Source organism: Streptomyces sp. NPDC005925 (assembly GCF_040638805.1).
In the GTDB taxonomy this organism is placed as follows: Bacteria; Actinomycetota; Actinomycetes; order Streptomycetales; family Streptomycetaceae; genus Streptomyces.
Genome location: NZ_JBEXVL010000001.1, coordinates 233,647 through 245,540, shown reverse-complemented (window position 1 = coordinate 245,540; position 11,894 = coordinate 233,647). Strand labels below are relative to the sequence as shown.

General features: G+C 72.0%; 13 protein-coding genes. 7 read left to right on the top strand and 6 right to left on the bottom strand.

Going from position 1 to position 11,894, the window contains the following annotated elements:
- Positions 1-220 precede the first annotated feature (220 nt).
- The gene (locus tag ABZ354_RS01060) at positions 221-1,111 is read right to left on the bottom strand and encodes a 2-hydroxy-3-oxopropionate reductase (RefSeq protein WP_358651582.1); all 891 of its coding nucleotides are present in this window, start codon (positions 1,109-1,111) and stop codon (positions 221-223) included.
- A 26-nt stretch (positions 1,112-1,137) separates the two neighbouring features.
- On the bottom strand, positions 1,138-1,995 hold the full coding sequence (locus ABZ354_RS01055) for a TIM barrel protein (protein ID WP_358651580.1): 858 nt from the start codon (positions 1,993-1,995) through the stop codon (positions 1,138-1,140).
- A 252-nt stretch (positions 1,996-2,247) separates the two neighbouring features.
- On the opposite strand from ABZ354_RS01055, the gene ABZ354_RS01050 reads away from it, so the two are divergent.
- The 6 genes from ABZ354_RS01050 to ABZ354_RS01025 all read left to right on the top strand — a co-directional run bounded on the left by ABZ354_RS01050 (position 2,248) and on the right by ABZ354_RS01025 (position 6,659).
- Entirely contained in the window at positions 2,248-2,517 is a 270-nt protein-coding gene (locus tag ABZ354_RS01050; protein ID WP_358651578.1) for a hypothetical protein, read from the top strand.
- Positions 2,514-2,882: a helix-turn-helix domain-containing protein gene (locus ABZ354_RS01045; RefSeq protein ID WP_358651576.1), complete on the top strand. Its 369-nt coding sequence runs from the start codon at positions 2,514-2,516 to the stop codon at positions 2,880-2,882. The genes ABZ354_RS01050 and ABZ354_RS01045 overlap by 4 nt, the downstream gene beginning before the upstream one ends.
- A gap of 432 nt (positions 2,883-3,314) precedes the next feature.
- On the top strand, positions 3,315-3,833 hold the full coding sequence (gene uraD / locus ABZ354_RS01040) for a 2-oxo-4-hydroxy-4-carboxy-5-ureidoimidazoline decarboxylase (protein WP_358651574.1): 519 nt from the start codon (positions 3,315-3,317) through the stop codon (positions 3,831-3,833).
- Entirely contained in the window at positions 3,830-4,273 is a 444-nt protein-coding gene (locus tag ABZ354_RS01035) for a hydroxyisourate hydrolase (protein ID WP_358651572.1), read from the top strand. The genes uraD and ABZ354_RS01035 overlap by 4 nt, the downstream gene beginning before the upstream one ends.
- Positions 4,274-4,277: 4 nt before the next feature.
- Entirely contained in the window at positions 4,278-5,261 is a 984-nt protein-coding gene (gene pucL, locus ABZ354_RS01030) for a factor-independent urate hydroxylase (protein WP_358651570.1), read from the top strand.
- An 18-nt stretch (positions 5,262-5,279) separates the two neighbouring features.
- Positions 5,280-6,659, top strand: a complete 1,380-nt coding sequence (locus ABZ354_RS01025; RefSeq protein ID WP_358651568.1) for an 8-oxoguanine deaminase — start codon at positions 5,280-5,282, stop codon at positions 6,657-6,659.
- A gap of 238 nt (positions 6,660-6,897) precedes the next feature.
- On the opposite strand, the gene ABZ354_RS01020 is transcribed toward ABZ354_RS01025, so the two are convergent.
- From ABZ354_RS01020 to ABZ354_RS01005, 4 genes are all read right to left on the bottom strand, one after another.
- Positions 6,898-7,557, bottom strand: coding sequence for a peptidoglycan recognition family protein (locus tag ABZ354_RS01020; RefSeq protein WP_358651566.1), 660 nt, complete (start codon positions 7,555-7,557; stop codon positions 6,898-6,900).
- Positions 7,558-7,680: 123 nt separating this feature from the next.
- Positions 7,681-8,556 (bottom strand): lysozyme, encoded by an 876-nt coding sequence (locus tag ABZ354_RS01015; protein ID WP_358651564.1) that lies wholly within the window; start codon positions 8,554-8,556, stop codon positions 7,681-7,683.
- A gap of 456 nt (positions 8,557-9,012) precedes the next feature.
- Positions 9,013-9,705 (bottom strand): hypothetical protein, encoded by a 693-nt coding sequence (locus tag ABZ354_RS01010; protein WP_358651562.1) that lies wholly within the window; start codon positions 9,703-9,705, stop codon positions 9,013-9,015.
- A gap of 108 nt (positions 9,706-9,813) precedes the next feature.
- Positions 9,814-11,022, bottom strand: coding sequence for a pyridoxal phosphate-dependent aminotransferase (locus ABZ354_RS01005; protein WP_358651560.1), 1,209 nt, complete (start codon positions 11,020-11,022; stop codon positions 9,814-9,816).
- Positions 11,023-11,109: 87 nt separating this feature from the next.
- Here ABZ354_RS01005 and ABZ354_RS01000 point away from each other — a divergent pair, with 87 nt between their 5' ends.
- On the top strand, positions 11,110-11,796 hold the full coding sequence (locus ABZ354_RS01000) for a helix-turn-helix domain-containing protein (RefSeq protein ID WP_358651558.1): 687 nt from the start codon (positions 11,110-11,112) through the stop codon (positions 11,794-11,796).
- The last annotated feature ends 98 nt before the right edge of the window (positions 11,797-11,894 follow it).

Here is an 11,894-nt window from a genome sequence, read left to right as displayed (position 1 = left end):
TCGCGGGCACGGCGGGTCCACGCGTGAGGTGCCCGGCTTCGGAGGCCGGGCACCTCACGCGGTCCTCGGGGCCGGTGACGTGCGCGAGCAGTGGCTTCCGTTTCTGCTCGGGCACCGGCCGGTCCGGGCGGCGCCGCCGCTTGGGCGCGACGGGACAGGTGTCGACGGCGACGCCGCCCGGAGTCTGGGGAGGAGAGGGGGAAGACAGGGCCGGGAGGGGTCAGACCCGGGTGCCGGAGAGGCGTTCCACGGCCCGCAGCAGGGCCGAGTGGTCCAGGCCGCCGTCGCCCTGCGCGCGCAGCGACGCGACCAGCTGGGCGACCACGGCGCCGACGGGCAGGGCCGCGCCGACGTCGCGGGCGGCGTCCGTGACGATGCCCATGTCCTTGTGGTGCAGGTCGACACGGAATCCCGGCCGGAAGTCGCGGTGGAGGAAGGTGTCCCTCTTCCGCGTCAGCACGGTGGAGCCGGCGAGGCCGCCGCCCAGGACGTCGAGCGCGGCCGCCAGGTCCACGCCGGACTTCTCCAGGAAGACCACGGCCTCGGCGCACGCCTGGATGTTCACGGCGACGACCAGCTGGTTGGCGGCCTTCACCGTCTGGCCGGAGCCGTGCGGACCGCACAGCACGATCGTCCGGCCGAGGGCCTCGAAGACGGGCATCGCCCGCTCGAAGTCGGCCGCCTCGCCGCCGACCATGATGGACAGCGCGGCCTCGACCGCACCGGCCTCACCGCCGGAGACCGGGGCGTCCAGTACGCGGATGCCCTTCTTTCCGGCGTTCCTCGCCAGGTCGACCGAGGTCTGCGGCGTGATCGACGACATGTCGACCAGCAGCGCGCCGGGCCGGGCGTTCTCCAGGATGCCGTCGGGGCCGTACGCCACGGCCTCGACCTGCGGGGAGGCGGGCACCATCGTGATGATCATGTCGGCGTCCCGTACGGCCTCGGCGATCGAGGCGGCGGCCCTGCCGCCCGCGGCGGCCAGCCGGTCCAGCTTCTCCTTCTCCAGGGTGTGGCCGGTGACGTCGTAACCCGCTCTGATCAGGTTCTCGGACATGGGTGAGCCCATGATGCCGAGGCCGATCCAGGCGATGTCGGGGAGCGTGCTCATGAGGGAGTGCCTCTCGTGCGAAGTGGTCAGTGGGCGGCGCGGGCCTCGCGGGGCAGCCAGTCGAAGGACTCGGCGCTGGGGCGGTCACCGGGCTTGTACTCCAGGCCGACCGGGCCGTCGTAACCGGCGTCGCGGAGGCGGCCGAGGAGGTCCGCGAGCGGCAGCGCGCCCGTGCCGGGGGCGCCGCGGCCGGGGTCGTCGGCGATCTGGACGTGGCCCGTCCTCGCCGCGTACCGCTCGATCACCTGGGGCAGGTCCTCGCCGTTCACCGACAGGTGGTACAGGTCCATCAGGAACCTGGCGTTGCCCAGCCCCGTGGCCTCGTTGACACTGTCGGCCACGCCGACGGCGGACGGCGCCGACACCAGCGGGTAGTGGGGCGACTCCGTCCGGTTCAGCGCCTCGATCAGCAGGGTCGCGCCGATCCGGTCGGCTGCCCGCGCCGCGAGCATCAGGTTCTCCAGCGCCAGCGCGTCCTGCTCGGCGGGGTCCACTCCCTCGACGCGGTTGCCGTACAGCGCGTTGAGCGCGGCGCACCCCAATGACTGCGCGAAGCCGGCGGCCACGTCGATGTTGGCGCGGAACCGCTCCGACTCCTCACCCGGGACCGACAGGGCGCCCCGGTCCGGGCCGGGCAGCCGGCCGGCGTAGAAGTTCAGCCCCGTGAGGCGGACCGGGGCGTCCTCGATCGCCTTCCTCAGCGCGTCCAGTTCGGAACGCGGAGGGGTGGGGGAGCCGGGCCAGGGCCACCACAGCTCGACCGCGGAGAAACCGGCCGCGGCGGCTGCCGCCGGGCGCTCGGGCAGCGGGAGTTCCGTGAAGAGGATCGACAGGTTGACGGTGAAGCGATGATCTGCGGCCGTGGCCCACGCAAAGCCTGACATGAGGTGCCGCGCTCCTTTCTGGAGACGGTTCCGGGGACGGTGACGCCGCGGCGTTAATTCCGTATGGTGGAAATATGTTTCTGCTTAACGGAAGGCTGCCCGGGGAGGGGGAGGGCTGTCAAGGCCCTGTGGGCAAGGGCGCCGCGCCGGAGGGGTCCGTTAAGGTCTCTCCAGGCGGCCGGGGCGGCCGACGCCGGGGCCCGGCCGCGCACCCGGCGGCACGCCGGCCGGAGGAGAACCCATGGGGGCGCAGTGCGACTGAAAGTCGAGTTCACGACCGAGCCCTTCGACCTGGACGAGGCGCCCGCGCACGCGCTGGTGGCCCGCGAGGTCGTGGCGGCGGCGGAACTGGACGCCGTGGACGTGGGCCCGTTCGGCAACACGGCCGAGGGCGGCTCGGAACCCGTGCTGGACGCCGTCGGCGAACTGCTCCGCAGGACCCTGGCGGCCGGTGCCACCCGGATCTCGCTCCAGGTCAGCGTGATCGAGGAGGCCGACGTGGCCGTGGAGGGCGACCGGTGACCGCCGCCGGCGACGCGCCCTTCATCGCGGCCGTGAAACCGCTGGTCGACGCCATGGGCGGTGTGCTGATCCCGCCCGACGAGGCAGGTCCCGACGACGTCGTGCTGTCCTGGGAGGGCGCGCAGGTGGTGGCCGTACGCCTGCCGCAGCTCGCCGATTCCCTCGACCACATCCTGGCCGCCCTGGAACGCCGCAAGGGCAGGCCGCTCGCCGACCTGGACCGCAAGGCCAAGCAGGAGGTCGTACGGACCCTGGAGGCGCGCGGCGCGTTCACCGTGCGCCACGGCGTGGAGACCGTCGCGAACGCGCTCGGGGTGAGCCGCTTCACCGTCTACAACTACCTCAACCGCGAGAAGGACGCCTGACCGGCCGCGAGGAAGAGGCCCCACCGGCTGCGAGAGAGACGCCCGACCGGCCGCGTGGACGAGGCCCCACCGGCCGCGAGAGAGGCGCCCGACCTGGCGCGTGGACCAGGCCTTACTGGCCGCGAGAGAGGCGCCCGACCGGCCGGGTGGAAGACATGTGAAAGACACCCGGCCGGCCGCGAGAAGTTGCCTGACCGGCCGCGAGGGTGAAGCCCGGACGGCCGTGGGTGAGGGGCCTGGCCGGGCGCGGTGCCGCGACCCTGCCGGGCCGTCGCCCGGCGTCCGGGCGGCGGCCCGCTTCCGTCGGCCGGACGGGGCGGCCCCCGTCCGGGAGGCGGGTGCGGGCCAATTTTTCAACAAAGTGTTGACGCCGGGTTCCGGAGGGCGTTAGCTGTCGGCACGCCCGCTCAGCACATGGCGACGGAGGCTCCCGTGACGACCAGTTCGACGCCGCCGGGCCTGGCCCGGTTCAACACCCTCGAAGAGCACGCGGCCCGCTCCGCGCTCCGAGAGGTGTGTGCCGCGACGGCATGGGCCGACCGGCTCCTCGCCGCCCGCCCCTACGCCACCGCCCAGGACCTCTACGCCGCGAGTGACGCCGCCACGGCCGCCCTCGGCGCGGACGGCCTGGCCGAGGCGATGGCCGGGCACCCGCCGATCGGACGCCCCAGGCCGGGTGACCCCACCTCGGCCCGGGAGCAGCGCGGCATGGCGGGCGCCTCCGACGCCCTCAAGGCGGAGATGCTCGAACTCAACCTCGCCTACCAGGACACGTTCGGTCACGTCTTCCTGATCTGCGCCACCGGCCGGACCGGCGAGCAGATGCGCGACGCGCTCAGGGAGCGGATCGGCAACCCGCCCGAGCGGGAGCGGGACATCGTCCGCGTCGAACTGGGAAAGATCAACCGCATCCGCCTGGCCCGACTCGTCGAAGGGGAAGCCCGAGCATGAGCACCAGCACCACGGCCTCCGTGTCCACGCACATCCTGGACACCAGCGTGGGCCGCCCCGCCGAGGGCGTCGCCGTACGGCTGTCCGCCCGCGCCGGGCGCGACGCGGACTGGCGGACGCTCGGCGGATCGGCGACCGACGCGGACGGCCGGTGCAAGGACCTCCCGGCCCCGCCGGAGGGGACCACCCACGTACGGCTCGACTTCGCCGTCGAGGCGTACTTCGAAACGCCGGCGAACCAGCGGCACCGGCCGGCGGACCAGCAGGACCCCGCGACCCATCAAGCCGATGCGCAGCAGAACGCCCCCGCGAGTCGGGACAGCGGCACCGGAGCGTTCTTCCCGGAGGTGGCGATCACGTTCGCCGTCGTGCCGGGCGAGCACTACCACGTACCGCTGCTGCTCAACCCGTTCGGCTACTCCGTTTACCGAGGGAGCTAGCTAGATGACCGTCAATACCCGCCCCGGCCGCCCCGACCCCTCCGGCACCCCCGGCCGCCCCGTGATGCTGGGGCAGAACCAGTACGGCAAGGCCGAGAACCGGGTCGTCAGGATCACGCGCGACGGCGCCACCCACCACATCAAGGACCTGAACGTCTCCGTCGCGCTGTCCGGCGACATGGAAGAGGTCCACACGTCCGGCTCCAACGCCAACGTCCTGCCGACCGACACCACCAAGAACACGGTGTACGCGTTCGCCAAGGAGTACGGCATCGAGTCCGCCGAGCAGTTCGGCATCCACCTCGCCCGGCACTTCGTCACCTCGCAGGAGCCGATCCACCGCACCCGGATCCGTATCGAGGAGTACACCTGGGAGCGCATCGCGACCTCCGGCGCCCACGCGGGGCCCGGGGGCGGCGACGGGGCCGGGCACTCCTTCGTGCGCAAGGGCCAGGAGACCCGGCTGACGCAGATCACCTACGACGGAGAGAGCTGGGAGGTCGTCTCCGGTCTGAAGGACCTCGTCGTCATGAACTCGACCAACTCCGAGTTCTGGGGCTTCGTCAAGGACAGGTACACGACGCTCAAGGAGGCGTACGACCGCATCCTGGCCACGCAGGTCTCCGCCCGCTGGCGGTTCGACTGGACCGGCGACGAGCAGGAGATGCCCGACTGGGAGGAGTCGTACGAGCAGACCAGGCGGCACATGCTCCAGGCCTTCGCCGAGACCTACTCCCTGTCGCTGCAGCAGACGCTGTACGAGATGGGTTCCCGCATCATCGACCACCGCGACGAGATCGACGAGGTCCGTTTCTCCCTGCCGAACAAGCACCACTTCCTCGTGGACCTCGAGCCGTTCGGGCTGGAGAACGACACCCCCGACGGAGCGGTGTACTTCGCCGCCGACCGGCCCTACGGCCTGATCGAGGCGACCGTGCTGCGCGACGGCTGCGAGGCCCGCATCCCCACGGACCTCACCAACCTCTGACCCCCGGGAGGACGACCCATGGCAGCAGCCCAGCGCATCGTCATCGAGAACTGCGCGATCGCGACGGTCGACGCCGACGACACCGAGTACGCCTCCGGGCACATCGTGCTGGCCGGCAACCGCATCGAGTCGCTCGGCGCGGGCCCGGCGCCCGACGGCCTGGACGGTGTCGTGCGCCGCATCGACGCCTCCGGCCATCTCGTGACGCCCGGCCTGGTCAACACCCACCACCACTTCTACCAGTGGATCACCCGCGGCCTGGCCACCGACCACAACCTCTTCGACTGGCTCGTCGCCCTGTACCCGGTGTGGGCCCGCATCGACGAGGAGATGGTCGACGCGGCGGCCCGGGGCTCGCTCGCGATGATGGCCCGCGGCGGCGTCACCACCGCCATGGACCACCACTACGTCTTCCCGCACGGCTCCGGCGACCTGTCCGGCACGATCATCCGTGCCGCCCGCGACACGGGCGTCCGCTTCACCCTCGCCCGCGGCTCCATGGACCGCAGCGAGAAGGACGGCGGTCTGCCCCCGGACTTCGCCGTCGAGACCCTCGACGACGCGCTCGCCGCCACCGAGGAGACCGTCCGCCGGCACCACGACTCCTCCTTCGACGCGATGACCCGGGTCGCCGTCGCCCCCTGCTCCCCCTTCTCCGTCTCCACCGAACTGCTGCGGCAGGGCGCCGAACTGGGGCGCCGCCTCGGTGTCCGGCTGCACACCCACGGCTCGGAGACCGTGGAGGAGGAGAAGTTCTGCCACGAACTGTTCGGGATGGGCCCGACCGACTACTTCGAGTCCACCGGCTGGCTCGGCGAGGACGTGTGGATGGCGCACTGCGTCCACATGAACGACTCCGACATCGACGCGTTCGCCCGTACGAGGACCGGCGTCGCGCACTGCCCGTCCTCCAACGCCCGGCTCGCCGCGGGCATCGCCCGGGTCCCGGACATGCTCGCGGCCGGCGTCCCGGTCGGTCTCGGCGTCGACGGCACCGCCTCGAACGAGTCCGGCGAACTCCACACCGAACTGCGCAACGCCCTGCTGATCAACCGTCTCGGCGCCCACCGCGAGGCCGCGCTGAACGCCCGTCAGGCACTGCGGCTCGGCACGTACGGCGGCGCGCAGGTCCTCGGCCGGGCCGGCGAGACCGGCTCCCTGGAGCCCGGCAAGCTCGCCGACCTCGTGCTGTGGAAGCTGGACACGCTCGCCCACGCCTCCATCGCCGACCCGGTGACCGCGCTCGTCTTCGGCGCCGCCGCCCCCGTGACCGCCTCCTTCGTGGACGGCCGTCAGATCGTCGACAACGGCCGGCTGCTGACCGCCGACGAGGACGCCGTCGCCCGCGACACCCGCGCCGCGGCCCAGCGGCTGGCGCGGATCGCCGCGCGGGGCTGAGCGGTCCTACGACTCCGGCCGGGAGGGACGGCTCCCGGCCGGTGGCCGTGGACCCCACGGGGCCCACGGCGGCCGATGCCGGGGCGCGCCAACACGCGCGCCCCGGCACGGTCGGTCAACCGTCACCGTCATCCTCACCGCACGGCGCGACGATGCCCGGCCCGGCGGAATCCGCCGGGCCGGGCATCGTGCCTCTCGGACGACGGGTCGGGCGTACCGCCGGACGGCGGGCCCACCGTCACATGCGGGCCGCGACCTGGCTGCGCAGCTGCGGCAGCATCTCGTGGATCACCCCGGGGCACAGGGTGTCGCCGAAGTCCATGTGGCCGTAGATCTGCGAGGCGGGGATGCCGTACTTGGTGCACGCGTACGCGCAGAGCGTCACCAGGACGTCCCACTGGGCGGCGGGCGGTGTGGCGCCGTCGTGGTAGGAACCCTCGTTGGCGATCCCGATGCCCGAGGTGTTCTGCCCCGACGTGTGGGCGCCCAGGATGAAGGTGGTGCCGCCGGTGAGGGTGCGCAGGCTGCCGTGCCGTCCCTCGGTGATCCAGCCGCCCCGGCTGACCAGGAAGTTGTAGCCGGTGTCCACCCACCCGTTCTTGTCCATGTGCAGGTTCTGCACCCAGTGGGCGTGGGAGTGCGCCTGGGCCCGGGAGTAGTCGGTGGTGTTGGGGCTCACCGTGTGGTGGACGATGATCTTGCTCGGCCGGTACTGGAGGGTGCTGATGGTGCCCGAGGCCGCGCGGGCGCCCCAGGTCGCGGTGGAGTCGATGTCCGGCTCGACGACCGAGCTCCCGGCCGACGCGGCGTGGGCGGTGCCCGGCAGAGCGGCGCCGGCGACCAGTCCGGCCGTCGCGGCCAGCAGAAGCCGGCGACGTAATGCGTTCTCGGCGTTCACGATCACTCCTCGGGGGAGGTGGGGAGGCGGGGAGGGTGGAGGGGGGCGGTGGAGCCGGCAGCCGCCGGCTCCACCGCGTGATCGCATGCTGGGGAGGGGGCGCGGGGGTCACGCGCCGGTGTGTCAGGTGTTGTTGGCGAGGGCCAGGAGCCGGTCGCGGGAACCGTTGAACTGGTTCCGGTCGGTGTTGCCCGAGACGCCGGGGACCGAGCCGGTGCTGGTGTACTGCCACACCGTCCAGGTGGGGAAGCCGGCCGGGATCGTCGGGGAGGAGACGCCCCAGTGCGCGGCCCACAGCGGGCTCAGGCTGCCCATGCCGGACCAGTTGCCGGTGCAGGTGTTCCACCAGCTCGCCGTCGTGTAGATGACCGCGTCGCGCGAGGTGCGCGCTTTGTACGTGTTGTAGAAGTCGGCGATCCAGTTCCGCATGGACGTCGTGGACAGGCCGTAGCACATCGCCCCGTAGGGGTTGTGCTCGATGTCCAGCGCGCCCGGCAGTGTCAGGTTGTCGCGCGACCAGGCGCCTCCGCTGGAGGCGAAGTAGTTCGCCTGGGTGGCACCGCTGGAGATGTCGGGGCGCGCGAAGTGGTACGCGCCGCGGATGACGCCCGCGTTGTAGGCGTTCACATAGTTCGTGTTGAACTGGGCGTCCTTGAAGGATGTGCCCTCGGTCGCCTTGATCCAGGCGAACTGGATGCCGGCGTTGCGCACCGAGCCCCAGTTGATGGCGCCCTGCCAGTTCGAGACGTCGATGCCCTGGACGCCGTCGGTCGGGGCCATGATGCCCATCGACGGGTCGTCGGCCGGCTTGCCCTCGTGGATGCGCTGTCCCACGCCCATGTAGGCGTCGCCCGGCTGGATGTTGACGCGGTCCTTGCCGGGCTTGGGCGCGGCGTCGGCTCCGACCGCGGTGGTGGCCGTCAGGGCGAGGGCTGCACCCAGCACGGCGACCGCCGTGGCCGTCCGTCTGCGGAAGGGAGTACGGCTGAGCGGGAACATGGCTTCCTCCTGGCACGGTGGGGAGAGGGGAAGGAGGTGACGTCGATCGCTGCCACCAGGGCAGATGATGCTGCTTGACGTGCGCGCGTCATCAGTTACGCACGCGGGCCCCGGTGTGTAAAGAGTCTCCAGACCTCTCTCGTGGTCCAGACCACTGAGGGGGGAGATGGCCAGGAGAATTGGGGATCGCGCGGCGACAACTTTCAGAAAGTGAAAGCTGAGTAGATCTCAGTTTCTTTGTGGGGCACGGTGGTTATGGAGTCCACCACCGTGGCCGAGGTGCCCCGGGTGTCCGACTCGCACCCGCGGACGGTCACCGGAACGGAGAGCGGCTCGCTCACGGTTTCCCCTTCCCTTCGCCGCGTCTCGTCGTGGCCGCCCTCAGGCGGTCCCCGGCCTGTCGTACCCCACGGGACGCGTCATGAGGCGTTCGGCACGGCCGATCCTCGCACCGCCTCACACCCGTCGCGGAGAGGCCAGCAGATAGCGCACCCGGCTGCGCGGCTCGGTGTACTCCCCGGCCTGCCACCCGGCCCGCTCCAGGGTCGCGGCGCAGTCCCGGAGTGTCGTGCCGTCGGGCCCGTGCACCGCCACGGAGTCGGGCTGCGGGGTCGCCCGTACCCGGTAGCCGTCGCCGTCCGGTCCGGCGGGCCGGTGCCCCGCCGCCTCCAGCGCGAGCGCCGCGGCCCGCACCAGGTTCGCCCGCTCCCATCCGCAGGGCCGCTCGGTGGCCCCGTCGGTGTTGGTCATCCGCCGCAGCTCCAGCAGCCCCTGCCAGGCACTCCGCACCTCGCGCCGCCGTGCGGCCCCTCCCGTCGGGGTGCCCTCCTCCCCGCCGGCCCGGGCCACGAAAGGGCCGCTGCCGGCCGGCCCGGGTATTTCGGGGACTCCGGGAGCCCCAGGAGCCCCAGGAGCCCCAGGTGTTCCGGACGGAGGCGCGTCCTGCTCTATGCCGGCCTGTACGCCGGCGTCCCGCACCCGGTGCCCGGCCGGCGTCAGGAAGTGGTTGTGGGGAGGCCGGGCGTGACGGAAGGCCAGCCCTCGCTTCACCAGCGCGGCAAGCTGCGCTTCGCTCCCTTTCAGCCGCCCGGTGACCGGATCGGCGCCCTCGATCACGCGCCGCTGGGCGGCGGTGGGCGGTCGCACCACGGCGGCCTCCTTCCCGGCACGGCTCCTGCTCCTTCGCCTGCCTCGCCAGCGTACGACGGGGGTACGACAACGCCCCCGTGGGCGCTCCGGACCGGCGGTCCCGCCCGGCTACTGCCGGTACCCGCTCAGGAAGCGCCCGATCCGTCCGATCGCCGTCTCCAGGTCGTCCGCGTGGGGGAGCGTGAGGATGCGGAAGTGGTCGGGGGAGGGCCAGTTGAAGCCGGTGCCCTGCACCACCTGGATCTTCTCCTGGAGCAGCAGGTCGAGGACGAACTTCTCGTCGTCGTGGATCGGGTGCACCGCGGGGTCGATGCGCGGGAACGCGTACAGCGCGCCCTTCGGCTTGACACACGACACGCCGGGGATGTCGTTGAGCCTCTCCCAGGCCACGTCCCGCTGCTCGCGCAGCCTGCCGCCGGGCGCGGTCAGCTCGCGGATCGACTGGCGTCCGCCGAGCGCGGCCTGGATGGCGTACTGGGCGGGCGCGTTGGCGCACAGCCGCATGGAGGCCAGCATGGTCAGGCCCTCCAGGTAGTCCTTCGCGTGCTGCTTCGGGCCGGTGACCGTCAGCCAGCCGGACCGGAACCCGGCCACCCGGTAGGTCTTGGACAAGCCGCAGAAGGTGAGGACGACCAGGTCGGGCGCGAGCGCCGCCGTCGACTGGTGCACGGCGTCGTCGTAGAGGATCTGGTCGTAGATCTCGTCGGCGAAGACCATCAGGCCGTGGCGGCGGGCGAGGTCGAGGATGCCCTCCAGGACCTCCTTCGGGTACACCGCGCCCGTCGGGTTGTTCGGGTTGATGATCACGACGGCCTTCGTCCGGTCCGTGATCTTCGACGCCATGTCGTCCAGGTCCGGGTACCAGTCGGCCTGTTCGTCGCAGAGGTAGTGGACGGCCTTGCCGCCCGCGAGTGTCGTGACCGCCGTCCACAGCGGGAAGTCCGGGGCCGGGATGAGGATCTCGTCGCCGTCCTCCAGCAATGCCTGTACGGCCATGGAGACCAGCTCGGAGACGCCGTTGCCGAGGAAGACGTCGTCCACGTCCACCTCCAGGCCGAACGTCTGGCAGCGCTGGGCCACCGCCCGGCGGGCCGAGAGGACACCGCGCGAGTCCGTGTAGCCGTGTGCCCGCGGCAGCATGCGGATCATGTCCTGGAGGATCTCGTCCGGGGCCTCGAAACCGAACAGGGCCGGGTTTCCCGTGTTGAGGCGCAGCACGCTGTGGCCCGCCTCCTCCAGTGCGTTGGCGTGCTCGATCACCGGGCCGCGGATCTCGTAACAGACCTCGCTGAGCTTGCTCGACTGCCGGAACTCCATGCGCCGCCGCCTCTCCGCCAACTGTGGTTGCTTGGTTTTACCAAGTGTCGGCTTGGAAAGTCCAACGACATGTCTAGACTGCGTCGCATGCCACCCCGCAGAAGCTACGACCAGTACTGCTCCGCCGCCCGCGCCCTCGACGCCGTCGGCGACCGCTGGACCCTGCTGATCGTCCGCGAACTCCTCGCCGGCCCGCGGCGCTACACCGACCTGCACGCCGACCTGCCCGGCGTCAGCACCGACGTGCTCGCCTCCCGGCTGAAGGACATGGAGCGGGACGGGCTGACCACCCGGCGCAGGCTGCCGCCGCCCGGCGTGGCCTCCGTGTACGAACTGACCGGACGGGGGCGTGCCTTGCTGCCGGTCCTCCAGGCGCTGGGGCAGTGGGGACAGACCGGCCTCGGGGAGCGGCGGCCGACCGACGCCGTACGCGCCCACTGGTTCGCGCTGCCCCTGCTGCGGCAGCTGGAGGGGCTGGGACAACTGCGGGGGGAGGGCCGGGGCCTGGTCGAAGTGCGGCTGGACGAAGGGGTCTTCCACCTGGACGTGGGCGCCGGGGACGACGCGGCGTACGCGGCCGGCGCCGTCGACGGGGACAGCGCCGTGTACGGCGACGGGGCCGCCCCGCGTGAGCCCGACGCCCGGCTCGTGATGGACACCGGGACGTGTACGGCTGTCGCGCGCGGTGAGTCGAGCGTCGTGGACGCGGTGCGCGACGGGCGTATCGAGGTGACGGGGGAGGGCGCGCTGGCGAAGGCGTTGCGGGAGGGGTGACGGCTCTGCGACGGCGAGGGCGACGGCGTCGTCGGCGACGACATGCGTCCGGGACCGGGGGAAAGGTGCTGCCCCGGAACGGGGGAACACCTCGCCGG